We start from the raw sequence: 26,997 nt of genomic DNA on the forward strand, positions 1-26,997 counted from the left end.
AAATTCATTTGAATAGGTCTTTTTTATTTCAAAAAAGTGCATCTTTTTTTGAAAGTACACTCTCTAATAGATAGGATGGTGAAAAAACATGACGATTAACGAAAAGAAAGTAAAACAATCAATCTGAGGGGACCAAGAAGCACTGCTGTTTTTACTTAAACAAGAAAAAGAGAAACTTTATAGGATTGCTTATAGTTATGTTCGGAATGAGAAGGATGCTTTAGACGTATTCCAACAAACAGTGCTGCTGGCAATTGAGTCCATTCTCAGTTTTGAATAATTGTTAGATTACTTGTCTATAAATATATTTATATTTTACTTTATTATTTCAATCTAAGGGGTTATTAAACAAAGTTTATAAGAATTGAGGGTGTAATTTATTGCTAGAACATTCATATACAGCGAGTGTTTTATACAATATGGAACCAGTCGGCATAGGAACAGGATTAGTTGAAAGTTTTAGTAGTTATTTAATTAGAGTCGCATATGAACATAACATCAATGTTGGCGACCTGATAAATAAGATAGTAATTCCTAAAATGAATAAAGACTATTTAAAAAGAAGCACTATTTATGGAGGTAATAGTTTTTATGAAGGAGCTAAAACAATAAATGGGTTCACGGACAATGCAATCTAATTAATTAAATTAATGGAAATATTAACCTAAAGAGAAGATCTGTCCAACCTTACCTTATATAAACTAAAAGATATAATCCTGTTCAGAAATCTACTAAAAGAATCCTTTTCTTGGTGTCCTGATTGCATAAGAAATTGGATGAATCATGAGAAAGTTATCTATTATCCTCTAATCTTGTATATAAAATCAATAAATATTTGTTTTGAACATAAACGCTATCTATTAGAAATGTGTCCTGCCTGTAATAAAAAAATGGACCTTTTTCGGAGACAAATGATACCTGGATAAAATGTATATTGCTTCCTAACAGGGTGATGAAGTCGGTGCATTTCGGACATTCTTGTATCCATAGAAAAACCACCCTACGCTGATTTCTTGGTATTCAATCCCCATTTTTCAACGTAAGGTGTTTTTATTTGTGTTATTTTTAGGTCAGTGCAATGCTATATAACGTGATAATTTTTATGCTAGGTTTCCATTATCTTTAAAGTAATTTTTCATTTTTTCTGTATCGAAACGGCCTTCCCATTTCGCCATTACTAATGACGCAAGTGAGTTACCAATTACGTTAACGACTGTACGTCCCATATCAAGGATACGATCGATACCTGCGATGAATGCTAAACCTTCAATTGGAATGCCGACAGTACCTAAAGTTGCTAAAAGTACAACGAAGGATACGCCTGGAACACCTGCAATCCCTTTAGATGTAACCATTAATACAAGCATTAACGTAATTTGTTCACCAATGCTTAGGTGAATGCCGTACATTTGAGCGATAAATAAGGCAGCAATGGCTTGATAAAGTGTTGAACCATCTAAGTTAAAGGAGTAACCAGTTGGAATAACAAAGGATACGATATCCTTTGGAGCACCTAATTTCTCCATCTTTAACATGATTCGAGGTAACACAGCCTCAGAACTTGCTGTTGAGAATGCTAAAATCAGCTCATCTTTTAATACTTTAATTAAGAAGAAGATGCTGACACCTGCGAATTTTGCCACAAGTGCAAGAACGACAAAGATAAAGAATAGCATTGTTGCATAAACAAGTATAGCAAGTTTAGCAAGTGGTATTAGAGAAGCGAATCCATATTTGGAAACGGTTACACCAATTAAACCAAATACCCCAATTGGAGCGAATTTCATCACGAGGTTCGTTACCCAGAACATAGCATCAGCTACACCTTGGAAGAAGCCTAAAACTGGCTTACCTCGGTCCCCGATGGCAGCAACACCCAGACCAAAGATAACGGAGAAGAAGATAATCGCAAGCATATCACCTTCAGCCATAGATTGGATAATATTTGTTGGTACAATACCTACAATAATATCGAAAGGTCCTTCATGTTGTACTTCCTCAGTTGTCGAAACGTATTTCGAGATATCTCCTTGAGAAAGCTCGTTCATATTGAGGCCAGCGCCTGGTTGGAAAAGATTCGCGGAAAGTAATCCGACAACAATTGCTACCGTTGTAATAACTTCAAAATAAATAAGTGATTTCCCACCTAATCGTCCAAGCTGCTTCATATCTCCAGTTCCAGCAACACCTACGATTAAAGTCGAAATAATAATCGGTACAACAATCATCTTAATTAGATGAAGAAAAACATCCCCTAATGGTTGTAAATATGTTTCAATTTTAGGGTTTCCGTAAAAGATACCGCCAACAATAATACCTAAAATCAAACCGACTAAAATTTGCGTGGCTAAACTGATTTTAAATTTCTTCCTCAAAACCTCGTACCTCCAAATATTAAATTTTTAAGACATGTCTTACTTGTATAATACGGAGGACTTACGAAATCCGACAAAATCCGATAAAAAATTAATTCATTTTTGAGAAATATCTGAATATATGACTTCAAAAAAATTTGTAATAGTAACCCTTGCTTGACGATTTTCGTAAGTATCGAGATGACATCATCTTCGAATTTAGAGTTTGTAACGTTCATTATTTATATTACAGATTGATTAAAAATCATCTCATTGCTATAGATTTCATAGAGGTGACATGATTTTTCTTGGTGCTCTATATGTGATTAGGGGAGGAGAAAATTTTGGTCGGGATAGATAAAGAAGGAAAGGACAAAGAGTCTTTTCATCTTTTTTATACTTTAGAACAATGTGTGCTTTATGGTATAATTACAAATATTTACTAATTCGGATAGGGGAAGTTATGAGAATTTATAAATTAGCTTGTTTCTGTATTTTTATTGTGCTCTTATCAGGGTGTAATACATTTTCATCTAAAACAGAAGAATCATCTTCAAAAGTAGCGTCACAAGTTGAAAAAAACGAACCTGTTTTCTTTGACACTACTCCTAAGGAGAAAGACGAAGAACCAAAGGGAGGTTTTCACCCTATTGAGATTGATGCAGAAATAGCATCTCCTATAGGTGAAAGTAAATCATATTTTACTTATGCTGGTAGTGTTCCATTTAAAATATCCTTATTAAATACTGGTACTGAAAGCTTTTTTTACAAAATTCAAAATGTAGATAGAGAAATAAATGTCGCAAATGGTATTTTAAAAAGTAAAGAAAGTTTTGAACAGGTATTTGACGGATTACCTGAAGGAGCTTATGTCATATATTCCGTAGTAGAAGAGGAAGAGCCTCCTACAGATATAAAACTAAAGGTAAAAGTAGAGTTAATTCCCTAAAAAACTAGATAAGTGTTTTTAATATTCGTATCTATAACAACGTGTATATTATCTTCTTACTAAGACAGTGTTTTGCTGTCTTTTTTCGTCGAATAATTTTCTAGTTGGAAATCATCATCATCGAAGCTGTTCACAAATAATAAGTTTGTTTAAAGAGATGGAGTGAAATTGAATTTTCATTCCATCTTTCGTTTTTTAAAATAATATGACAATTATATTTCTAAACGATGGGCTAGATGCTTCGTTATATGCAATGCAATAAATTACTCTTTCTCCATTTCGATCTGGGAATAATGGGGAACTTTTACAAAAACCTCAGGATTTTTTTCTGTTTTAAAAAATGCCTCTTGCTTCATTCTAACAATAAAACAGATTGAAACTCTTAATAGAGGATAAAAGAATAAAAGTATTGAACAGCTTCAACAGGAAGAATTGAAGTAGCCCAGTTTTTCATGAAAACCGCTCAACCTTTCTGACTAAACGCTTAAATCACTCAAAAGAAGCGAATGAAAAACGACAGAAGCATGACCTGATACATAGTTTTATGATAAAATTCATCTATCAAATGTGAACTGTGAGTTGAGATGTATGATGGAAAGTCAAAAGTATGCAATTGTAGATTTGGAGACAACTGGTCATTCGCCTGCAAATGGTGACCGGATGATTCAAATTGCCATTGTTATTATGAAGGATTGGGAAATTGAGCGTACGTATACGAAGTTTATTCATCCAGGTAAAGCCATTCCATCCTTCATTCAAGATTTAACGCAAATTACGGATGAGGATGTAAAGGATGCCTTACCGTTTGAAGCGCATGCCGACTACATATATGAACTAATTACCGATTGTGTGTTTGTCGCGCATAATACGGATTTTGACTTATCCTTTTTACAAGCAGAGTTTAAGCGAGCGGGTTTACCAAAATGGCAAGGCAAGAAAATGGATACTGTTGAACTAGCGAAAATCTTATTCCCTATGTCATTAAGCTTTAAGCTAGGTGATTTAGCAGCAGATTTAAATATTGAGCTAGCCAACGCACATCGAGCGGATGATGACGCACGTGCCACGGCTGAGCTTTTCAAACAATGCTGGAAGGAGCTACTTAGTCTACCTCAACTGACACTCGAACAAATGCATAAGCGTTCGTTCCGTTTAAAATCAAATTTATCTCAGCTGTTCTTTGAGGCACTGCAAATTAAACGTCAACATGTCACAACACATGACAACGTTTCCTATTTCCGTAATTTTGCTATTTGTGATGGACGAAAAAAATATGCAAATAAGCTGGAATTAGCACCTTACCCACAAACAGCTGTCGATAAAGAGGAGCTCATGGCAAAAGCTTTGCCGAATTACGAGCAACGACCAGCACAATTTGCGATGATGGACACGATCTGGCAGGCGCTTAACGATAAAGAAGAATGTGTCATTGAGGCATCAACAGGCATCGGCAAAACGGTCGGTTACTTGTTACCTGCCATTTTATATGCCCGTACACACAATAAAAAAATTGCCATCAGTACGTACACAGCACATTTACAGGAACAGCTTGTGGAAGAGGAACTTCCGAAAATTGAAAGAATCCTCGGCACAAAGGTCAATATTGCTGTCCTAAAAGGGATGCAGCATTATATTGACCTCACACGCTTTGAACAGTATATGGCCTATGCGGACGAATCCTATGATGATACCTTTACGATTTTACAGCTGCTCGTATGGCTTACCAAAACGGAAACGGGTGTGTTAAGCGAGCTTAATGTATCAGGCGGAGGGCAGTTATTTTTAGAAAAAATTCGTAAAATGCCAGATGAAAAACCGTCAAAGGGCTTCGATTTCTATGAACAAGCGTTAAAAAATAGTGAAGCAGCTGATTGTATTGTAACCAATCATTCGATGGTACTCAGCGATTTAGTACGCCAAACACCTATTTTTACACAAATTGACGGTTGGATTATCGATGAGGCTCATCAATTTATTCAATCTGCCATGCAACAAGATGAAACAGTTTTATCCTATACGCAGTGGAAATATGTGTTTGGACAAATTGGTACAATGGAGGACACAGCGCTCTTTCAGCAATTTAGCCAAGCTGCCAAGAAAAAACAGCGCGTACCCATGCAACACTTACAGCAACTTGATAAACAATTTATCCGCCTTCAACGTGTTTTTGATGAGACCATTCAGCGTGCCGTACAAAGAATGCAGCAACAAATAAAGGGCAAGCAAATAGGTAGCAAATGCACCTTGTTTTTGGAGGACGTATCTTTGGCGAAAGAGCCATTCTTGCACGTTAGCAAGCTTCTCCAGCAGTGGTTAGACCTAGCAACGGAAGCGGGCCAAGCCTTTGACAACGATATCGAACAATTAGATAAAAATGAAATTTTCATTTTATCAGAGTGGCATTATTGGATTCACGAAATGAAGCTGAAAGTCGTCGAATGGGAAGAAATTTTCCTTGCCCCACAGGAAGATAATTCTGTATGGCTTGAGTTTGATTTACGCAGTGTACCAGGTAGTCTGTGTGTCTATAAAAAGCCCATTAATGTGACGCCAATTATTGAAAAAGTACTTGCACCACTTCGAAGACAAGCAAGTATCGTGTGGACATCAGGGACGTTAACTGTGCCAGGTAATGAACGTTTTGTTACACGACAACTCGGCATTTCCGATAGTGTACAAGTAGTACAATTACAGGCACCACCAGCGTATTATGCCGGTGCCAAGGCCTATATCGTTACAGATATGCCGGATATTCAACATGTCACGCAGGATGAATATATTGAAGCGGTTGCGCACGCCATCACACGCACAGTTCGTATGACGGAAGGACGCTGTTTCGTGCTATTTACAGCGCAGGACATGTTACGAAAAACGGTTGAGCTCATCCAAGACAGTGAGCTGCTCGACGACTACATGCTCTTTGCACAAGGCGTTACAGGCGGTAGTCGCATGCGCATCCTAAAATCATTCCAAAAATTTAGTCATGCGGTGCTCTTTGGTACAAACAGCTTTTGGGAAGGTGTTGACGTACCAGGCGACGCACTTGCCTCTGTCATTGTCGTACGTCTGCCGTTCTCGTCACCAGAGGAACCTGTCTTTAAAGCGCGTGCGAAACACCTAGTAGCGCAAGGGCACAACTCCTTTAATGAACTGTCATTACCGGAAGCTATCATGCGCTTTAAACAAGGCTTTGGTCGGTTGATCCGCTCATCACAAGACAAAGGTGCCTTTATCGTCTTGGATCGCCGCATCAGCACAAAATCATATGGCAAGGAATTTATTAAGGCCTTGCCGCCAATTGATGTCAAGAAATTGCAGTTGCCTGAGTTGTTGAAAGAATTAAGTAATTGGCAGAAATAACTGTAAATCCCCTAAATTAAGACTTAGGGGATTTTTGTGAAACGTTAGAGTTCAATATCAGTGCATATATAAAGTAGTGTAGGTTATCTATTAGTAAACTGATTATTTAGAGGAGTTGACAAGAATATGTCAGGGCGTTATAAAGTATTTTGTTTTGTCTTTAGTCTGATGGCAGTAGCTTTTGTTTTGACGGGTTGTGGCACATCAGCAGAAGAGGAGAAGACGGCTAAGGAATCAGGCAAAAAAACAGATTATTCATCAGCTGTGAAAGAAAATCCGATTGTGACGATTACCATGAGCAATGATGAAAAAATTGTGATTGAATTAGAGCCTTCTACAGCTCCCAATACGGTAGCTAATTTTATTTCCTTAGTTGAAGAAGGGTACTATGATGGTCTGATTTTCCATCGAGTTATCCCTGGTTTTATGATTCAAGGTGGAGATCCTTTAGGAAATGGATCAGGTGGACCAGAATATTCCATTGAAGGTGAATTTTCTTCAAATGGTTTTGAAAATAATCTAAAACACGAACGTGGTGTTATTTCAATGGCACGGACAGATGATCCGAATTCTGCAGGATCTCAATTTTTTATTATGGTGGAAGAAGCACTAAACCTTGACGGTGATTATGCTTCTTTTGGGAAAGTAATCGGGGGAATGGAAACAGTTGATGCAATTGTTGCCGCTGACCGAGATAGTGCAAATAAGCCGTTAGAAGATCAGCAAATGAAAAAGGTCGAAGTGGATACGAAGGGTTTTGACTACCCTGCTCCAAAAGTACAAAAATAGAGAGTATGACAATCCGAAACATACTAATTTGATGACTTTGTAAGTAATAGTGCAGCATAAAAAACTGCTCTCTGACAAGGAGACAGTCAAAATAATAAAATACTTAAACGGCTTGAGCCCTATATTTTAATGGACTCAAGCCGTTTAATTTTTCTGGGTACTCTAGTTTTCATCAGGTTTACTCGTAAAAATCCACAGTGTAGCGAGTTACTTCGACTCGATGCGTAGATGAGGTGATAAAGGCATCAACCTGTTGAGAGAAATGGTAAATGATAGAAAGAACGCTGTAGAATACTGGAAATAGAAAATTAAAATCAATAGCAGCTTCCAATTTGCGTAAGGAGTGATTGAAATTTTGGTTCGACAAACAAAATGAAGATGCACTGTATATGGATATTCGCCAAACAAGCGATACGTTATGTGATGGTCGAAAATTAGAGGTTAATCCATATATATTAGCGGATTTAAGAAACATGCCATTTGAGGACACCAGTTTTTATTTAGTCGTTTTTGATCCGCCACATTTATTCAAAGCAGGCGAGGAATCATGGTTGGACTTGATGAAGATACTTGGCAAGGTGATATTTCAAAAGGATTCAATGAATGTATGAGAGTTTTGAAGACAAACGGAACACTTATTTTTAAGTGGAATGAGGACCAAATAAAACTTGGCTAAGTTTTAAAAGCGATTGGTGTTAGTCCACTTTTCAGTAATCGTAGAAGTAAGACACATTGGCTCGTGTTCATGAAGTAAGTTACTGAACACTTTGAGGAAATTGTAAGTAAAAAAAAGGTCACTTCCAATTCAAAAAGTGACCAATTATTTATGGGGAGCGTGTTTCTATTTGGAAGTGAACAAAAGAATTGAATTTGTAGATTACTCATGACACTACCATATTACGTTTGCTAAACAGGTACACTTAGACATTTGACATTTATGAATAAAAAAGAGTCACCAGGCTGGGGGTGACCCTTTGGTCATAACAGGAGTGAATAAAGCTGATAGATTGCATTATACTACTATTATGATAATTCGCAGAAGGGAGAAGGTAGATTATTGATAGTTGCCAATAATGAAGGTGCTAGCCTTCTATATTAACTCTTTACACCTGAAAAATTAAAATGTTAATAAGATTTATGCATGAAACTAGCGCCGACAATAATTAAAAGAATGAATAGAACCACAATTAGGGCGAATTTTGAACCAGAATTAGAGCCATAATCACTACTATAATCTTGAGACATAATAACTTCCCTCCTTTCTATTTTCTATAATATGTATAGTTGTCAAATGGAGTTGCGATATTTATCTATTCAATAAAATAAATTTTAAAAATAATAATCAAGTTATATCAAGAGATTTAATGAAAAAAGGTCACCTTTGTAAAAGTGACCCTGAAATAAGGGGGCGTAAGGCTAAATTAGCCATATCATAATATATATTTCAATGCGGTGTTAACAAGCAACGGAGGATTATAAAGATTAATACAAGAAACTAGCGCCGACAATAATTAAAAGGATGAATAGAACAACAATTAGGACGAATGAGGAACCGCCACCATAGCCACCGCTATTATAGCCTCCGTAATAACAATTGTTGTTGTAATTACCTACATTTCCGGAATATCCCATAAAAAACCCTCCTTTCTACAATCTATAATATGTTAGTTGTAAAAAGGAATGGAGGTGTTTATCTAATCAATATTTTCTTTTGATGAATAAATAATCGTGTTTACGTATTATGAGTACACAAAAAACAGTTAGAAGCTGCTTGGATAGGTTAAAGCAATGGCAGAGCTTAATCCATACCACTTAAATTTTTCCGAAATCATTGCGTCTGGATTAAATCAGGAGTGGGCTTGGGAACAATTATATGGTCGTTTCGAATTTATAGATTAATGAATAATATGAAACTATTGTGGAGCAACCTGAAGAAGCATTCCAAGGAATAGCTTTGGAAGGGAAAGCAAGGAAGTACACGATTCTAAGCCAAAGGTTTTTTTACCGATTCTAGACGGCTATTTAAAAGCTATTCGAAACAATTATTTCATCCTTCCAAAGGTACACAAGTATAGCAAATTCGAGGCAATTATGATAGCCAAGGGACTAGAGGATAATTAAAAACCTATCTCTTAGCTCAAAATTTCCCTTTATTAAAATGAGTAAAAGAACAAGTAAAACGTCTATGCATAGATTTGATTACTACATACTCTAGCTATATAGAGAGAGTTCTCTATACTATTAAATGAAAAGAGGGAATATTTTGAGTGATCAATTAGATAATCAGATCCAACCTTGTCCTGTATCATCAACTGAACAAACACCATTATCTAGTGCGAATACCCCAGTCATCGCTTCACCGCTTTCCACTCCAATTATTAAAATACCGGTAGTTCTTGCAGAACCAACACTTCAAATTGTTGTGGAGTCAGATATTACGCTTAATCCTGCAGCAACTGAAATCAAAAGAGTGAAAAAAAATGTATTCCTGAATCAAGTTAAACTGGTACCGGTTAGATTTACACGTATTGCTGGCACTGACTTTTTTAGGGTAACACGGGCTAAATTATTTGTAGCAGGACATATTCGTAAAAATATAGAATATGCTTCAGCAGAATGTAATGGGGCACTTCGAGATAGAATTGCCGATGTTCCGTTTTCTGGTTTTGCAGACCTCACTTTCCCACAAGAAGCTGGAGGCCCTACTCCAATCTTAGGAATTTCCGAGTTTGCCGAAGTGAACTTCCTTAATGAACATACCCAACTGGATGCTCGATTGGATAAGTTTTTCTTCCAAAACCTCGTGAAATACAATGAACAACCATTTGGCGAGTTAGTAGCTGCAAACTTCTTTGAACTTGATTTTTCACCAACTATGGCAAGACCTGAAGGTACTTTCAGCACATTGCGTGAAAAAATCGTACTGGATCTTACTGTGAAAGTACTACAAGTTCAACAAATCCGTCTTGCGGCGGGTAGTGTAGTAACGCCTGTTCTTTCAGGACTTACTCCTCCAGTTAGTCCTTCTACTGATCTTTATTAATCTCTAGTTTTAGAGGAGAAAATAGATAAAAAGGGGCATTTAGAGGGCACTGAAAAAAACAATATTTGAGTTTACAGTTGAAAGTTCGGTTGAATCGAACTTTCAACTGCCTTTTTGCAATCATTTTAAACTTGGTTTTTTTTTCTTCAATTTGTATATTTAGTAAAACGAAGTATACTCTTATTAAAGAATGCTTTTCATTTACATAGTTGGTATTGATGAGAATAAATAATTGCTATGAATGAGAGAGGCTGATCATTTCGTTAGGAAGAATAAAGAAAGGTATTACTACGCCTTTTTAAGGAGAAAAGGGATGACAATATTAAAAAGGCAATAGTCATTGGTGCAAGTTCTGGAATTGGTGAAGAAGTTGCAAAGGTTTTATCGTATGATGGGTATATAGTTGGGTTAGTTGCAAGAAGGACAGATAATCTACTTGCACTTCAAAAAAATTACCGCATAAATCATTTATCAAGTGTATCGATGTTTCACACATTGATGAAACGAAGAACCTTCTACAAGAGATGGAAGGGATGGATTTAATTATTATTAGCTCTGGTGTGGGCCATCTTAACCCTCATTTGAACTTAGATTTTGAAAAAGAGACAATCGATGTAAATGTTTCAGGATTTGTAGTAATGCCTAATGTTGCATATAAGTATTTTTTATCAAAAAATTCTGGACATATAGTAGGGATATCTTCAATTGGAGCCGTAATGGCGAATCCTACTGTACCTGCGTACAATGCTTCAAAAACCTTTGTTTCTAATTACCTAATCAGTATTCGTCAAAAGTTAAAGATGCAGAAGGTAACCGTTTTAGTAACCGATATTAAATGCGGGTTCGTTGATACGAATATGGCTAAAGGCGATAAAGATAAAAAGTTTTGGGTTACTTCTCCAAAAAAAACTGCTTTGCAAATTTACGATAGTGTAAAAAAGAAAAAGAAGTCAGTATGTTTCTAAACGATGGCGTATTATTGCTTGGGTATTAAAAATTCATTCACTCTTTAATTAATTCCTCTGAAAGATTAGTTCAAATTCAACTAACGAGGTGTGTTAATTAAAGACCATTGAGTTGCTAAGGCAGCCCTTTTTTCTTTATTGAACTAACGGAGCAGAATAGTTCAACAATGTTTTTAGTTTTACTGGTAAAGTATGTTTTTATGGAGGAAGAGTTAAATGGATAGTTTTTTCATAATACTTATGGGCTTTTTTATCGTTATTGCAAATGTGATTGGGTTTGTGTTTTTCAAAAAAGGGAAAAACCTATATTTTGCTGCTTTCATAATATTACTACTAGCAGGTGTATTTGGTGGACTAGGAGGTGCATTAGCATTATTTATTATTCGTGATGCCTTTGCGGTATTCTATGGGTTGAATCTTGCCTATTATTTACTAATAAATAGTCTTATCGTATTTCTTCTTGCGGTTTTAGTTACAATAATTAAAAAATATAGCAGTATAAAAATGTGATTAGGCAAAATCAACTTAATTTGTGAATGAATACACTTAAACTCCCATGAAAGAACGTAATAATCTTTCATTCTCTGTGGTGTAGCGCTGGTTTTGCGCTACATGGATGGCTAACGGGGGCGTTCGTATTATATAGTTCAGCCAGAACTTTCTGGTTGAACTTTTTTTATTTAGATTTAATCTAACAGTAGCCAGGGTAGAACGTACGGGGTCGTGGGACATTGATCCCGTCAACTAAACTGTTCACCCCCTACTTGTAGAAATATGTTTGAGGCTGGTTGGGACTTAGATCTCGTACTTGGAGGTAATAGGGGTTACTGGTGAATACGCTGTAGGAGGAGAAAAAATGAACCCAGTAGTGGGTATTGATGTAGCTAAAGATGAAAGTGAAGTACAAGCTTTTTTAGAAAAAGGAAAGCCGTATGGGGGAAATTTTTCAATTAAGCATAATCGTGAAGAGTTAGACAAGTTTATAGGATTTTTAGGAGAAATTAGATCGATAACAGGGAGTAAGCCTGTTGTCATTTTGGAATAAACAGGTCATTATCATACACCGATTATTCAATGCTTAGAAGAAAATGAAATACTTTATATTTTGTTAAATCCAATCATCTCTTATCAAGCAAAGAAGTCAAGTTTAAGAAAGGTAAAGACAGATGCCTTCGATGCCTATCAATTATGTGTTCTCTATTACAAAGAGGAATTTGAACCTTATAAAATGAGAGGGATTCAGCTTCTAAACCTTCGTAATCTATCGAGACAACAGGAGATTATAACGAACATGTATGTGGAAGCTAAGCTGCAATTTCATACTATTTTAGATCAGGTTTTCCCTGAATATAGAAAAGTTTTTGGAGATCTTTTTTCTAAAGTCTCTTTGTTGATATTGAAAGAATATCCAACGTCAGAAAAAGTTCTAGAATCTAACAAGGATAATCTATCAAATAGTATACGTGAGTATTGTCCGAGTCGTTCTGCCCTATGGGCAAGAGAAAAGGCAAGAAAACTGATAGATTCAGCCCATCAAAATCCTTTTCAGAAGGTGATGTATCAAAGTCACTTATTTAATCTGCATATGTATATTGATATCCTATTTCAATACCAAGGACACCTTTCGGAATTAGAGAGCCAAATGATATCCCTGGCAAGTGAAATAGAAGAATATAAGATTATCCAATCAATCCCTGGAATCGATGAAAAGATCGCTGCAACGATTATTTCTGAAATTGGGGAAATGGATCGGTTTAATCACCCTAAGAAATTGGTGGCCTACGCTGGAATTGATCCGAGTGTTTATTCGTCAGGAAAATTCACAGCGACAACGAATCGGATTACTAAACGTGGTTCTAGTAGGCTAAGGCACAGTTTATATTTAGCTGTTTTGTGTGGAATAAGAAGCTCTAGAAATAAAAAACTCAAAGTGTTTTATGACAAGAAACGGTCAGAAGGAAAACCTTCAAAATTTGCGTTAGTTGCTTGTATTAATAAACTTCTTCAATGGATATATGCTTTATTAAAGAGGAAAGAAGTTTTCCTTGATTTATCTTAATTTATTAAATTGACCATTAGATGAAAAGCCTTCCACAATGCACTTGGAGGGCTATTTGGTATGCCCAAAAACAGTATAACATAAAGAAAAGTGCCATTTTACAAATAGATATTGACAACCTATTAGCTGGTTTAGTTGAAGAATACATAACAAATAAGACCACTCTGATGGGTGGTCTTATTTGTTTACTTCTTATACATACATTTTTTATTTATGTGCCTATCATCATTACGGCTCATACTGTCGTTGACGATTTTTGTATTCAATAAGATAACCAAGATAAGTTGATTACGATTAGTATGCTTTCTTTTTTTGATCAATTGATTGTCAAGACCATAATAGCAAGAATGAGGACGAAATGGAGACGGAATCCCTGTTACTATGAGGGCTATAAACAGTTGGGAGGCAAGAACATGACTAGAATACAAGCATTTAATGAGCTACATGCATCACAAGAGCTATTATTTATAGGGAATGCCTGGGATTTACTATCTGCGTTAACGCTTGAAAAAGCGGGTTTCACAGCAATTGGTACAACAAGCTGGGGAATTGCCAACTCACTTGGTTACGCAGACGGTGAATTAATAGATTTTAACAGACATTTAGCTATTATTAAAACGATTGCAGAAAATGTAAATATACCCGTTTCGGCAGATATTGAAGCTGGTTATGGCAATACCACCGAAACGATTCTTGAAAATGTCTTAAGGACTGCAGATGTTGGCGTTGCTGGTATTAATATAGAGGATTCACTGAAAGAACAAAAGGGACTTAGAACAATAAAGGAACATTGTAACCTTTTAGCACAAATGAGAACCATGTTAGATCATCATGGCTTTCGAGATTTCTATATTAATGCTAGGACGGATACTTATTTTCTTGAGGAGCAGCCTTTTCTCGAAACATTAAATAGAGCGAAAGCTTATGTGGAAAGTGGAGCTAGCGGTATATTTATTCCAGGGATGACAGATTATCAGCAAATAAGAGAGCTGACGTTGACCGTTGATGCACCGATAAATCTAATGTCTTTACCTGGAATAACGAATTGTACTATTCTTAAAGAATTAGGGGTTAAACGTTTTAGCTTTGGCAATGCATTATCAGATAAAATTATTGCCTATATGACAAAGAATGCCAAACAATTAATTGAAACGCAGGATACTTCATTTTTATATGAACAATAGCTAAACACGGGAGGGAATGCAGTGGAGCATAACATCAATCTTACTTTTGATGAAATGTGGGATAAAATTATCGCATGTGATGACACTTATGATGGACAATTTTATACTGCTGTGAAAACCACTAAAATCTATTGCCGGCCCTCATGCAAATCGAGAAAGCCGAAAAAAATCAACGTGGATTTTTATGATAATATTCAAGCAGTTGAACGAGCTGGTTTTCGTGCTTGTAAAAGGTGCCAGCCCGAGGTTGAAAATTCTCCACATACTCAACTCATCAAAAATGTAACAACTTTTTTGATAAAAGAGTATAAACAACAGCTAACATTACAGGATATTGCTAACAATGTTGGTATTAGCCCGTTTTATCTTGAACGCCTATTTAAACAAGAAACTGCTGAAACACCACGTCGATATTTAGAAAAAATACGAATTGACAAAGCAACACATCTTCTAAAAAGCACAGATTGGACAATGCTAGCAATTTGTTATGATATTGGCTTTCAAAGTCCATCCAATTTTTATAAAGTATTTAGACGTTTAAATCATTGTTCCCCTACAGAATATCGCAATCTTCATAGATAAGGAGTGATGGATATGAATTGGTCTGATTGTAAATCCTATATAGAAATGCATACACCTAGCGCATTCGATTTTACGCAATGCTTGGTGTTTTTAGGACGGTCCGAGCAAGAGCTCCTGCATCGCATAAATGGTGATTATTTATATAAGTTACTAAAATTCGATGAAGAATTCATTTTATGTAAAATTGGGTATAACGAAAATTCGATTCAGGTGGATTTCCCTCTTACGTCACCCTCACGAAGCACTCGCGAAAAAATTGCCGCCTATTTATGGGCATGGTTTGATTTAGCTCAAGACTTGAGGCAATTTTACGAAATGGCGCAGAAAGATACCATTTTGCAGCCTCTTGCGCAAAAATATTACGGATTACGGCTGATGGGCATGCCAGATTTATTCGAAGCGCTGGTCTGGGCAATCATAGGACAACAAATAAACTTAACATTCGCCTATACATTAAAAAAACGATTTGTTGAACAATTTGGGGAAAATCTAATTTTTGAAGGAGAGACCTATTGGCTGTTTCCGACATATGAAAAGATCGCTACCATTTCGGTTGATACATTGAGGCAATTACAATTTACCGTTAGGAAGTCTGAATACATCATTGGTATCGCACAGCTTATGGCAAGTGGTGCATTAACAAAAGAAAGTTTACTACAACAAGATGATTATCTGCATACCAAAAAATCTTTAATGGCCATTAGAGGCATTGGTGCATGGACGGCAGATTATGTAATGATGAAATCCTTGCATTGCCCAACTGCTTTTCCGATTGCAGATGTTGGTTTACATAACGCATTAAAAATTCAACAAGGACTAGAGCAAAAACCAACACTAGAGGAAATTTCACAAATAGCAACACATTGGAAGGGTTGGCAGGCCTATGCTACCTTTTATCTATGGAGGTCTTTATATGAATAAACAGTACAAACTAGATTACGAATCACCCATTGGCATAATAGAAATTATTGGTTCAATTGAATACATTCATGCCATCATGTTTTCTACACAAAAAAATATTGTGAATGTTCAGCAGGCTGATACGCCCCAGATTTTAGTGGATTGTAGGGAGCAACTGCATGAATATTTTCAGGGAGAACGCTCTACATTTACTTTTCCTTATATCTTTGAAGGGACAGAATTCCAAAAAGCGGTTTGGCATGCATTAACCGGTATATCTTACGCTGAAACAGGGTCTTATAAAGAGATTGCCATATCCATTGGAAATGAAAAAGCGGTCAGAGCAGTTGGAAGTGCGAACGGTAAAAATAAATTAAGTATCGTCATTCCTTGCCATCGTATTATCGGTTCAAATGGAACATTAACCGGTTATGAAGGTGGTTTGTGGAGAAAGGAATGGCTGCTTCAACATGAAAAAGCTCACTTTCGCCATGAACTCAAATAACGTAATACGGATAAGCTGATTATCTGCATACCAAAAAAATCTTTAATGGCGATTAAAGGCATTGGTGCATGGAGGGAAATTTATGTGATGATGAAATCTTTGCATTGCCCAACTGCTTTTCCGATTGCAGATGTTGCTTAAACAGGCATATTGCTGAAAAACGAACGTTGTAAGTGTAGCAAGCAAGTTAACGGAATAAAGCAGGTTGCTTTTTCGTGCTCGTTTAAAGTAGTATGATCACTGATTATTATTAGGGAAAGATGGAGTAGAAATTCTTCGGAAAATAAATATTGATGCAAATTTAATATTTCTTCATAAGCGCCAAATAATGCTCACTGAATGACTAGTGTTGCATTATTTGGCGCTTACTTTTTGTTAACGTAATGATGGCTAATATTTTTCCCAGTATTCATACGATTCACTTTTCATCGCTAGCAGGACTTTGTATAAAAAAACGGTTATTGCAAAAAATACGAATGCGTCATCGCAGGTGTTCTTTAGGACGATTGTCAAAATACAGCTTAATCGGCTGTTATTATTACAAACGTTGAAAAAGCGCACTATAGATGGCCGGTGCAATTGTTGGCTTCTATTGCTATAACAGCTTTAGCAGTTTTGCTTGCTGAATAGAGAGGCACATTGCTTTACCAAACAACAGCTACGTCTCAAAAACGAAGGAGGTGTTACACGATGGGCGTATTATATAGGATTGCCTTAGTATTAGTCATTATCGGTGCGATAAACTGGGGACTCATAGGATTTTTCAGATTTGATTTAGTCGCTTATTTATTTGGTGGGCAAACGGCTGTATTGTCAAGGTGGGTTTATGCTCTTGTAGGTTTAGCTGGACTAATCTCTATACCAATTCTTATGAAACGATTCGATGATGAGGATGAGGTTATTACAGATACAAATACCCGTAATTACAGTAATCCTAACTACAGCATGGAAGCTGGTGAAGAAGTAGACTTCACAGATGTGCCAAAAACGGAGAAAAAAAATGGTGCTTCTAAGAAGAAATAATTGTTTCAAGTTTGAAGTTGATGGAAGTAGACGGTTCTATCCGTCGTTTTGCCAGTTCTATCCGTCATTTCGTGACTTCTATCCGTCACTTTGCGGGTTCTATCCGTCATTGTATACAAAATTAGCCGTCTCAAATAATTGAGACGGCTTTAGGCTTTAGCGTATTGTGCGATTAGTCATGATTACTTGGAAAAGCAAATGTTGAGGTGGATGTGCTATTTTCCTCAAACCATTTTTCTGAGATTGTTTTAGCTTTCGTGAAGAAGCGGACTTGGTCAGGGCCAAACATATGCCCTTCGCCAAATTTTGAACGCTTCCAACCACCAAAGTTATGATAGCCTACTGGGATAGGGATGGGCACGTTTACACCGACCATACCTACCTCAATTTCACTTGTGAATTTACGAGCGACGCCACCGTTATTGGTGAAAATTGTGACGCCATTACCCAGTTCATGTTCATTGATTAATTGGATAGCTTCTTCTAGTGTATCTACACGCACCACATTACGGGCTGGACCAAATACTTCTTGTTCATAAATTTCCATACCTGGTTTAATGTTGTCTAATAGGGTAGGTCCTAAATAGAAGCCGTTTGAGTTTTTGGCGATGTCTGGGTGCCGACCATCGCAAACTAATGTTGCACCTGCTTCTAGGCTACGGTCGATAAAACCGATAATGGCGTCCTTGGATTGTTGCGTAATTACAGGTCCAAAATCAACTTCGGCATCGGTGTATGGACCGACTTTTAATTTGGCGATTTTAGCGGCTAGTATTTTGACAAGCTGATTAGCTGTGTCTTCGCCAACCGGTATAATCGTTGAAATCGCCATACAGCGTTGAGATGCTGCCCCGTAGGCTGCGCCTAAAAATGCGTTTGCAGCTTGTTCTAAGTCAGCATCAGGCATAACAATCATATTGTTTTTACCGCCCCCTAATGCTGTGACACGTTTTCCGTGCTTTGAACCGGTTGCATAGATATAGTCCGCAACTGGTGTTGAGCCGACAAACGAAATAGCTTCAACTGTAGGGTTTGTTAACAGCTCGTTGACTGTGTCTTTATCGCCATTAATAACGGTCCAAACGCCATCTGGTAAACCAGCTTCTTTCCAAAGTTCTGATAAATATAGAGCTGAGCATGGAACGCGTTCAGATGGTTTTAAAATTACGGAATTTCCGACTGCAACCGCCATACTTGTGATAGCAAGTGGGACCATAACAGGGAAGTTAAATGGTGAAATCGCTGCTACAACACCAAGTGGTACTTTAGTAGAGTAGGCATTGATATGGCCGCCAACGTTTACGGAATACTCACCTTTTAATAGATGAGGGGCATTAATGGCCAAGTCTACAGATTCTATGCCTCGTGTAATTTCACCCTTAGCATCTTCTATGGTTTTGCCACTTTCTGTACAAATGAGGTCAATCAATTTATCCATACGCTCGGTTAGTAGGTTACGGAATTTCAAGACAATCTCAGCTCGTTTTCCAACGGACAGCGCACGCCAAGCTGGGAATGCCTTTTTTGCCGTTTCGATGGCAAGTTGTACCTCTTGTTTTGTGGCAAGTGGCACACGGGCAATGACTGATCCCGCACTTGGATTAAAGACATCGGAGAACTGACCACTTTTGCCTGGAACGACCTCTCCATTAATAAAATGACCTAATTCTTTTACTTCTGTATTGGTTACCATAGTTTATTTCCTCCTTATTATGACTGTTGCTGAAGCGCATTTAAGGCATTTGTGAATCTTTCGACAATGAAATCTTTCTCATCTAAGGTAATAATAAGCGGTGGCGAAAGTGTCAAAATATTATTGAAACCAGCAACTGTAACGCCATTTTTCCCAATGATTAATCCCTGGTCTTTGCATAAGCTAATCACTTTGTTGACTTCAGCTGTGTCTAGTGGTGCTTTACTGTTTTTGTCGCTCACAAGCTCTACGCCAATTAGTAAGCCTTTTCCACGAATATCACCGACATTCGGATGAGTTTGTAATTGCTCTTGTAATTCAGCAAGTAGGAGAGTGCCGAGTTCCTCAGCGCGAGTAAATAAATTCTCTTGCTCCATAATTTCGATATTTTTCAATGCCACTGCACAGGCTGCAGGTGAGCCCCCAAATGTGTTGACATGGCGGAAGAAGTCATATTCTTCGCTACCTACAAAAGCCTCATAAATTTCACGTCGCACGGCAGTTGCAGATAGTGGCATATAGGCACTCGTTAAGCCTTTTGCCATTGTGACAATATCGGGCTGAATGCCATAGTTTTGAAAGCCAAATGCTTTGCCTGTACGGCCAAAGCCACAAATTACTTCGTCAACTATTAGAAGTGCCCCGTGTTTTTCACAAACAGCTTTAACCCCTTGCAAGTAGTTTTCATGAGGCATAATTACGCCGCCACCTGTAATAATTGGTTCCATAATAACGGCTGCAATCGTATCGGACATTTCCCAGGTCATTACTTGATCGATTGCCTGTACGGATGGCAAAGCGACAGGATCTTTAATATGATCTTCATTGGCACGATAAGCATCTGGTGGTGTGACATGTATAAAGCCCGGTGCTAACGGCTCGTACTTGTATTTGCGCTGGGCTTGTCCTGTTGCGGCTAAGGCGCCCATTGTGCTCCCATGATAGGCACGATACCGAGAGATAAATTTTGTACGGTTTACAAATCCTTGTTGTTGATGATATTGACGGGCAATCTTGAATGCAGCTTCGTTGGCTTCGGAACCACTATTGGAGAAAAAGACTACATAATCATCACCCAAAAGCTCACTAATTTTTTCGCTTAATTGAATGGCAGGGATGTGGCCAACTGATAATGGTGTATAGGTATTTTCAAGTAATTGTTCGTAAGCTACCTTTGCGACTTCCTCTCGACCGTAACCAATATTGACGCACCATAATCCAGACATAGCGTCTAGATATCGCTTGCCCGTTGTGTCTGTAATCCAAGCACCTTTTGATTTTTGTACGATCATGGTTGCATTGGGATTGTAGGGTTTCATCGAGTGCCAAACATACTGTTCATCTTTTACTTGCCAATTTTGACTTGTTAAATTCGTCACTGTCGATTATCTCTCCTTTTAACATAAGCAGCATGTTATGCAAGCAATCTATGACAGCAGTTTAGGGCTAGATTGTCATGTGTTATACTGCTTTCTTTTGATATTGATAGAGGTATCCCAAACATACTTCTCAGACAACTCCATTGATACTTTATATGAATACATAAGGTGGTTTAGAAGAGAAAACTATTGACCGAAGATTCTGATATATTAAATTATGCAAATGCACATATCGACAAAATTCGATTAGTGATGCGCCAAAACATCTTCTATTAAAAAGGCTATATAAAGATTGGTTTTTGTAAATGGGTTAGCTAAATCCATATCTAACAGCATCTCAATTTTTTTGATTTTATAAAGAACCGTGTTGCGATGAATAAATTGTCGTTCACTAATTTTACTTGTACTGCCATTTTCCTCGAGAAAAATGCGGAGAAACGGTACATAATCTGTATTGTGCAGATCATCATATTGATAAAGTTGACCCAGTATATCTTGACTAAATGATTTGATTAACTTCTGATTTTGTACAGCCATGATAATTTTATATGCGCCAATCTCCTTATATTTGTATAAGAATCGATTATTATGCAGCTGGGCTAATTGGATAACGGTTAGTGATTCTTCATAGCTTTTACGAACATTGTCAAGTTCTTTATGATAGTTTCCTTTGCCAATGATAATATCTAAATCACCATTTTTCTGTGAAATTTTGTTGTAAATTTCTTCCACTATTTTTGAGAAGGGGATATTTGGTGTATTGATTTGTGCTCGATCGATTAAAAAAATGAGGTGATTTTTATGCTTCAGTTTCAAGAAGCGCTTATATCTATGTTGAAATGCGAACTGTATCATGACCTCATAACGGTCAATGCTGGATTGTCCGCCAATGGTTGTGCAAGAAATGATTGCTAGCTCTCTACCTTGTGGAAACCCGAGTTGGAGTAAACTTTCTTTAATAGAATTTGTATGCTGTTTGTAGTGAAATAGTAAGTTATAAAGGATTTTTTCTTCTACAGAATGCTCTTGCTGATGCGTAGCGATGAATTGAAAGGTTGTTTTTAAAAGATCGGCTACACGACAATTCCATGGCATTTGAAAAAGTGGGAAATCGTGCTCGTTAGCAAAAGTAATAACCGATTCAGGAATGTCTGGAATATAAGGACCCGTGTTGACAATAAAGCCCGCTACTTTTTTAGAAAAGGCTAGTTTAACTAGCTGTTCCAAGGCATCGTCTTGTTGAGACAGGTTGATGCCTGTCGTTACGACTAATTCATTTGGTCGGCAAAACATAATTAAATCAATGCTCTCTATTACGTTAATACCTGTAACTCTACGATACAAACCGCTATGACCAGCTACTAATGATAGCATAGGGAATTGAACTCCCTCCACAATTTTGCGAATTGTCCCCATAATACCCCCCCTTAATATGAACATAACTTACCATATATAATGTGCAGATGCACATATTTTTTTAGGTTTATATCTATATCTCACCGTTTTTTTCTATCTTAAAATTTATATAAATGAACCTTCAATTACTAATGTGAAAGAGAGGACTTGCATATGTATAAATGTAATAGTAGACGATTGCAAGAGTCAATTGAACAATTTAGTCAATTTGGAGCAACGCCAAATGGGGGTGTTACTCGTTTGTCTCTTTCGAATGAGGATCTTTTAGCAAGGGACTACTTTTGTAAGTGCTGTGAAGAACTAGGTATGGATATTATAGTAGACGATATGGCAAATATCTATGCAATGCTACCAGGGAAAAAAGAGGTTCCCCCCATTGTCATGGGATCACATTTAGACTCGGTTGAAAAGGGTGGGAAATTTGACGGTGTTTTAGGCGTTTTAACGGCATTAGAAGCAATCAGAACATTAAAGGAAAATGAAATTGAACTAGATGTGCCATTAATGATTGTCAATTTTACGAATGAAGAAGGCGCTCGATTTGATCCGGCAATGATGAGCTCGGGTGTGATTTCTTCCAAATTCGAAAAAGATAAAATGCTACAGTCTGTCGATAAAAATGGCATTACCTTTAAAGAGGCGCTTCAAGAAAGTGGTTATGAGGGGGAAGAGGATAACCGTTTAACTGAAGCGCTTGCTTATATTGAACTGCATATTGAGCAAGGGCCTGTACTAGAGGCAAAGCAATTCGAGATTGGTGTTGTCGAAGGCGTTTTAGGTATGGTTTGTTATGAAATCACCATTTCTGGAGAATCAAATCATGCGGGGACAACACCTATGTCGATGCGTAAAGATCCGATGATCGTAGCGTCCACAATCATTACGTATTTACATGAACAGCTTGGAAAAATCGATGAAACACTGGTGTACACATTTGGTCGAATGAATGTGTCTCCTAATATTCATACCGTCATACCAAATAAAGTAACGTTTACGATTGATTCACGTCACCAAAACCCTGAGGTGATGCTAAAAGTTGAACAAGTACTAAAAAATCTACCAGCAGAAGAAAAAGGTTGTAACATTCAGCCAGTCAAACTATGGGGGAGAGATACCGTGTTGTTTGATGCACTGATTTGCAATGAAGTGGAAAAATCAAGTCAGGGCTTCGGCTATCGATCTCATCGAATGTTTAGTGGGGCTGGTCATGATGCACAGTATATTGCCAGCATGATTCCTTCAGCAATGATTTTCGTGCCGAGTATTCATGGGAAAAGTCATTGTGAAGAAGAAGAAACACCATTTGAAGACTGTGCTAAGGGTGCGGATGTGCTATTGGAGACGGTTTTGACACTGCAAACAAAGTTCAGCATGGGTGAGACATACACGTTACATTAACCGATTGCTGCACACGGAAAGCGCAATTACTTTATTTTCTTTAATAATACTCGCCTTTATTACTATGAAAAGTGAGTTATGAAATTGATTCATATAGCTATTAATTAGAAACGAAGGGTGTGGGGGAGTATGAAAAAAATTATTAAAGGTGGACTTGTTGCAACGGCTTCAGATTTGTATGAGGCAGATATTTTCATTGAAAATGGAAAAATTGTGCAAATTGGAAAAAATTTAATGATCTCAGGGGCAGAGATAGTGGATGCTACGGGCAAGTATGTCATGCCAGGCGGAATTGATCCACATACGCATTTAGATATGCCGTTTAACAACACAGTAACTGATGATGATTGGAAGTCAGGTACGATTGCAGCCGCATTTGGTGGCACGACAACCATTTTAGACTTTTGTTTAACAGCTGGAGAAGAGAAGCTTTCTACAGCTGTAGAAAAGTGGCATGCAAAAGCAAAGGGCAAATCGGCAATCGACTACAGTTTCCATTTAATGATTGGGGATTTAACACCTGAGACAGAAGCGGAATTACCGTTATTACTAGAGCAGCAAGGCATTACGTCTGTGAAAGTGTTCATGGCTTATGCAAAAGAATTCCAAGCGACAGATCGTACGTTATTTAAAGCGTTTAAAATCGCTAAAGATGTAGGCGCTGTCGTGATGGTGCACTGTGAAAATGGCTCCGTCATTGATGAACTTGTAGAAGAAGCGAAACGAGCAGGTCATACAGAGCCAATCTATCATGCACTTACGCGTCCAGCAGAATTGGAAGGTGAAGCGACGAATCGGGCTATTGAACTGGCTCATATCGCAGGTGCGAAGCTGTACGTTGTGCATGTCACTTGCAAAGAGGCCGTAGATGAAATTATCGCAGCGCGTGAAAAAGGTTACGACGTGTATGGGGAAACATGTCCACCTTATTTAACACTGGATCAGTCTGCATTAGCACAGCCGGGTTTTGAGGGAGCAAAATATGTTTGGTCACCACCACTTCGTCCGAAATACCATCAAGAGCATTTATGGAATGCCCTTAAAGCGAAACAATTACAAACAATTGGTTCGGATCAGTGTTCATTTAGTTTCAATGGCAAGAAACAATTAGGCTTAAATGATTTCTCTAAAATTCCAAATGGTGGGCCGTTTATCGAAGATCGCTTCAGTATCTTATATTCAGAAGGCGTGACAACAGGCAAAATTTCAATCAATGAGTTTGTCGATATGGTCTCTACAAGTGCTGCAAAAATTTTCGGTTTATACCCGCAAAAAGGCACGATTGCTATCGGTTCTGACGCCGATATTGTTATTTTTGATCCACATGTAAAACGCGAAATTTCTGCCAAAACGCATCATATGAATGTGGATTATAACCCGTATGAAGGCTGGGAAGTTACTGGGGAACCTATCAGTGTACTTGTACGCGGTCAGTATGTCATTAAGGATAAAGAATTCGTAGGGGTATTAGGTAGTGGCCAATATCTAAAACGTGGATTAAAACCGGCTACTGCAGAAACTATAAAAATGTAACTTCTTTCAGCAAATATTTTTTGTACCGAAAGCGTAGCAACAGGTACAGAAGTCTCCCACTTCTAGAGGTGGTGAGATGAATGCGGGTTTAAGTTACTTTTTTAGCGGGTGTCCAAACACCTGATGAAATAGAGGAACTCAGTCTAAGAACGGCACGTCCTGTGGCAACGACTGAGTGACCAACATCATGTTGGCCTAATGCCTCTGGCGGATGTCACAGAATCGGAAAGGAGTGAACTTAGGCTAACTGATTTGCATCGTGCAGGCCTAAGTGCAAAGCCGAATCTGGACGCAATTATGCCGAGGCATAATTAATCTTTTTTTCGTGAATGCCCGCTTGTTTCTGTCTGGAGAGCGAAAACAAGCGAGCGAGGAAAAGTCAACACATGAGGGGGATGTGGAAATGGTTTCAATGACTTCGCAACTTGACCGAAATTTTGTTGAATTAACAAGCAGGATGACAAAAAATGAAGCAATAGAAGAGGCAAATCGCTGCTTATATTGCTACGATGCACCCTGTATAACAGCTTGCCCGACGAGCATTCAAATCCCAAATTTCATTAAGAAAATCGCTTCAGGTAATATGAAAGGTTCGGCAACTACGATTTTAGAGGCAAATCCGATTGGTGCAAGCTGTGCGCGAGTATGTCCGACAGAAGAGTTATGTGAAGGGGCATGTGTGTTAAATTCCTCAACAAAACCAATAAGAATCGGCCACTTACAGCGCTATGCAACCGATTGGGCGATGGAGTCGAATGTTGAGCTATTTAAGAAAGGACAAAGCAATGGACAACAAGTAGCCGTTATTGGCGCGGGGCCGGCTGGGTTATCAGCTGCGCGCGAGCTTAGTCGTTTTGGTTATCGTGTCACAGTATATGAAGCCGAAGCGAAAGCTGGTGGCTTAGGGAACTATGGCATCGTGTCTTTCCGCCTGCCAAACGAGGTAGTGGATTGGGAAATCGAGCAAATTGTGAAGCTTGGCGTAGACATTAAAACAAATACAACAGTAGGCGTGGATATCTCGGCGGATGAGATTTTACAACAATATGACAGTGTCATTTTGGCGGTTGGTATGGGAGCTGTGCCGAATGTCGGTATTGAAGGTGAAGATTTAGTTGGTGTGCATGATGCAATCGAATTTGTAAGGACAACAAAAATCGGCCCGCTTTCAACAGATTTAGTTGGCAAACGAGTAGCGGTCATCGGTGCGGGGAATACAGCAATTGATGGTGCGACATGTGCGGTTCGTTTGGGTGCAGACAATGTGAAAATTCTATATAGAAGAACACAAAAAGAAATGACTGCATACCAATTCGAATTTGAATTTGCCAAACAAGATGGTGTGGAGTTTAAGTGGCTGACAGCTCCGAAAAAAATTGTTGGTAATCAGGCCGGTGAGGTAGTAGCGATTGAATGCATCAAAATGAAATTGGGTGAGGCCGGGGCTGATGGTCGTCAAAGACCACAAGAAATTAAAGGCTCCAATTTTATGATTGAAGTGGATGCTGTCATTAAAGCAATTGGTCAGACACGCTTTGTGTCATTGTTTGAAGCATTTAATTTAAAGCATACCAACGGTGTTGTCGATATTGACGAAGCGACAATGCAAACGTCAAATAACAAAGTGTTTGCATGTGGTGATGTCGTATTTGGAAATGGACAAGGTGAGGCAATGGTTGTTACAGCTGTTCAGCAAGGCAAAGATGCAGCCTACAGGATACATGAGCGTTTACGAAAACCTAGCGAGATTGCATAACTGCATGCAGCAGGAGGATTATACTTTTATACATGATAAGAGAGCTATCGTTTAGCGTATGCATAGCGGATATCGAACGTTCGCTGTATGTAGTTATAACCTCCGGCGG

20 protein-coding genes and 4 pseudogenes are annotated in these 26,997 nt (G+C 37.9%); 18 read left to right on the plus strand and 6 right to left on the minus strand.

The genetic code is table 11. From position 1 onward, the window contains the following. The first annotated feature begins 145 nt into the window (after positions 1-145). Both ACOMCU_RS23195 and ACOMCU_RS23200 read left to right on the plus strand, forming a co-directional pair. Positions 146-280 (plus strand): sigma factor, encoded by a 135-nt coding sequence (locus ACOMCU_RS23195; RefSeq protein ID WP_421051583.1) that lies wholly within the window; start codon positions 146-148, stop codon positions 278-280. A gap of 100 nt (positions 281-380) precedes the next feature. Continuing rightward, positions 381-638, plus strand: coding sequence for a hypothetical protein (locus ACOMCU_RS23200; RefSeq protein ID WP_421051551.1), 258 nt, complete (start codon positions 381-383; stop codon positions 636-638). 462 nt (positions 639-1,100) lie between these two features. Here the strand turns inward: ACOMCU_RS23200 and ACOMCU_RS23205 are convergent, their stop codons facing one another. Then, positions 1,101-2,375, minus strand: coding sequence for a cation:dicarboxylate symporter family transporter (locus ACOMCU_RS23205; RefSeq protein ID WP_010858853.1), 1,275 nt, complete (start codon positions 2,373-2,375; stop codon positions 1,101-1,103). A gap of 442 nt (positions 2,376-2,817) precedes the next feature. Here ACOMCU_RS23205 and ACOMCU_RS23210 point away from each other — a divergent pair, with 442 nt between their 5' ends. The 4 genes and pseudogenes from ACOMCU_RS23210 to ACOMCU_RS23225 all read left to right on the plus strand — a co-directional run bounded on the left by ACOMCU_RS23210 (position 2,818) and on the right by ACOMCU_RS23225 (position 8,206). Continuing rightward, the gene (locus ACOMCU_RS23210) at positions 2,818-3,303 is read left to right on the plus strand and encodes a hypothetical protein (RefSeq protein ID WP_421051552.1); all 486 of its coding nucleotides are present in this window, start codon (positions 2,818-2,820) and stop codon (positions 3,301-3,303) included. A gap of 588 nt (positions 3,304-3,891) precedes the next feature. Beyond that, positions 3,892-6,663 carry an ATP-dependent DNA helicase DinG gene (gene dinG, locus ACOMCU_RS23215; protein WP_421051553.1) on the plus strand — a complete coding sequence of 924 codons (2,772 nt, stop codon included), beginning with the start codon at positions 3,892-3,894 and terminating at the stop codon, positions 6,661-6,663. Positions 6,664-6,789: 126 nt separating this feature from the next. Then, complete coding sequence (locus tag ACOMCU_RS23220) at positions 6,790-7,452, plus strand: peptidylprolyl isomerase (protein ID WP_421051554.1); 663 nt, start codon at positions 6,790-6,792, stop codon at positions 7,450-7,452. A gap of 347 nt (positions 7,453-7,799) precedes the next feature. Then, positions 7,800-8,206, plus strand: a pseudogene (locus ACOMCU_RS23225) (SAM-dependent methyltransferase). A gap of 371 nt (positions 8,207-8,577) precedes the next feature. Here ACOMCU_RS23225 and ACOMCU_RS23230 read toward each other — a convergent pair. Together ACOMCU_RS23230 and ACOMCU_RS23235 are read right to left on the minus strand one after the other, a co-directional pair. Next, entirely contained in the window at positions 8,578-8,697 is a 120-nt protein-coding gene (locus ACOMCU_RS23230; protein WP_010858859.1) for a YjcZ family sporulation protein, read from the minus strand. Positions 8,698-8,934: 237 nt separating this feature from the next. Beyond that, positions 8,935-9,006: pseudogene (locus tag ACOMCU_RS23235) on the minus strand (YjcZ family sporulation protein); the annotation flags it as partial. Positions 9,007-9,715: 709 nt separating this feature from the next. Between ACOMCU_RS23235 and ACOMCU_RS23240 the strand changes: the two are divergent. The 9 genes and pseudogenes from ACOMCU_RS23240 to ACOMCU_RS23280 all read left to right on the plus strand — a co-directional run bounded on the left by ACOMCU_RS23240 (position 9,716) and on the right by ACOMCU_RS23280 (position 17,713). Further along, entirely contained in the window at positions 9,716-10,495 is a 780-nt protein-coding gene (locus tag ACOMCU_RS23240) for a CsxC family protein (RefSeq protein WP_421051555.1), read from the plus strand. A gap of 357 nt (positions 10,496-10,852) precedes the next feature. Next, positions 10,853-11,460 (plus strand): annotated as a pseudogene (locus tag ACOMCU_RS23245) (SDR family NAD(P)-dependent oxidoreductase). Between the two features lie 216 nt (positions 11,461-11,676). After that, a complete protein-coding gene (locus ACOMCU_RS23250; protein ID WP_010858864.1) occupies positions 11,677-11,970 on the plus strand; it encodes a hypothetical protein in 294 nt (97 codons plus the stop codon). 346 nt (positions 11,971-12,316) lie between these two features. Beyond that, a pseudogene (locus ACOMCU_RS23255) lies at positions 12,317-13,519 on the plus strand (IS110 family transposase). A gap of 413 nt (positions 13,520-13,932) precedes the next feature. After that, on the plus strand, positions 13,933-14,703 hold the full coding sequence (locus ACOMCU_RS23260; protein WP_421051556.1) for an isocitrate lyase/PEP mutase family protein: 771 nt from the start codon (positions 13,933-13,935) through the stop codon (positions 14,701-14,703). A 21-nt stretch (positions 14,704-14,724) separates the two neighbouring features. Then, positions 14,725-15,285, plus strand: coding sequence for a bifunctional transcriptional activator/DNA repair enzyme AdaA (locus ACOMCU_RS23265; protein ID WP_421051557.1), 561 nt, complete (start codon positions 14,725-14,727; stop codon positions 15,283-15,285). Positions 15,286-15,297: 12 nt separating this feature from the next. Next, positions 15,298-16,206: a DNA-3-methyladenine glycosylase family protein gene (locus ACOMCU_RS23270; protein ID WP_421051559.1), complete on the plus strand. Its 909-nt coding sequence runs from the start codon at positions 15,298-15,300 to the stop codon at positions 16,204-16,206. Continuing rightward, positions 16,199-16,690: a methylated-DNA--[protein]-cysteine S-methyltransferase gene (locus ACOMCU_RS23275; protein ID WP_421051560.1), complete on the plus strand. Its 492-nt coding sequence runs from the start codon at positions 16,199-16,201 to the stop codon at positions 16,688-16,690. Before ACOMCU_RS23270 ends, ACOMCU_RS23275 begins: the two co-directional genes overlap by 8 nt. Positions 16,691-17,380: 690 nt before the next feature. Next, a complete protein-coding gene (locus tag ACOMCU_RS23280) occupies positions 17,381-17,713 on the plus strand; it encodes a DUF378 domain-containing protein (protein WP_421051561.1) in 333 nt (110 codons plus the stop codon). A 172-nt stretch (positions 17,714-17,885) separates the two neighbouring features. Here the strand turns inward: ACOMCU_RS23280 and ACOMCU_RS23285 are convergent, their stop codons facing one another. The 3 genes from ACOMCU_RS23285 to ACOMCU_RS23295 form a co-directional block, all read right to left on the minus strand. Next, entirely contained in the window at positions 17,886-19,406 is a 1,521-nt protein-coding gene (locus ACOMCU_RS23285) for a CoA-acylating methylmalonate-semialdehyde dehydrogenase (RefSeq protein WP_421051563.1), read from the minus strand. A gap of 17 nt (positions 19,407-19,423) precedes the next feature. After that, the gene (locus ACOMCU_RS23290) at positions 19,424-20,785 is read right to left on the minus strand and encodes an aspartate aminotransferase family protein (RefSeq protein ID WP_421051564.1); all 1,362 of its coding nucleotides are present in this window, start codon (positions 20,783-20,785) and stop codon (positions 19,424-19,426) included. A 246-nt stretch (positions 20,786-21,031) separates the two neighbouring features. Next, a complete protein-coding gene (locus tag ACOMCU_RS23295) occupies positions 21,032-22,201 on the minus strand; it encodes a PucR family transcriptional regulator (protein WP_421051566.1) in 1,170 nt (389 codons plus the stop codon). A 153-nt stretch (positions 22,202-22,354) separates the two neighbouring features. Here ACOMCU_RS23295 and ACOMCU_RS23300 point away from each other — a divergent pair, with 153 nt between their 5' ends. The 3 genes from ACOMCU_RS23300 to ACOMCU_RS23310 all read left to right on the plus strand — a co-directional run bounded on the left by ACOMCU_RS23300 (position 22,355) and on the right by ACOMCU_RS23310 (position 26,888). Beyond that, the gene (locus ACOMCU_RS23300; RefSeq protein ID WP_010858874.1) at positions 22,355-23,599 is read left to right on the plus strand and encodes a Zn-dependent hydrolase; all 1,245 of its coding nucleotides are present in this window, start codon (positions 22,355-22,357) and stop codon (positions 23,597-23,599) included. Positions 23,600-23,728: 129 nt separating this feature from the next. Further along, positions 23,729-25,132, plus strand: coding sequence for a dihydropyrimidinase (hydA, locus tag ACOMCU_RS23305; RefSeq protein WP_421051567.1), 1,404 nt, complete (start codon positions 23,729-23,731; stop codon positions 25,130-25,132). A gap of 403 nt (positions 25,133-25,535) precedes the next feature. Continuing rightward, on the plus strand, positions 25,536-26,888 hold the full coding sequence (locus ACOMCU_RS23310; RefSeq protein ID WP_421051568.1) for an NAD(P)-dependent oxidoreductase: 1,353 nt from the start codon (positions 25,536-25,538) through the stop codon (positions 26,886-26,888). Positions 26,889-26,997 lie beyond the last annotated feature (109 nt).

Origin of the sequence: Lysinibacillus sp. UGB7 (genome assembly GCF_049058285.1) — a bacterium.
Taxonomy (GTDB): Bacteria; Bacillota; Bacilli; order Bacillales_A; family Planococcaceae; genus Lysinibacillus; species Lysinibacillus sphaericus_B.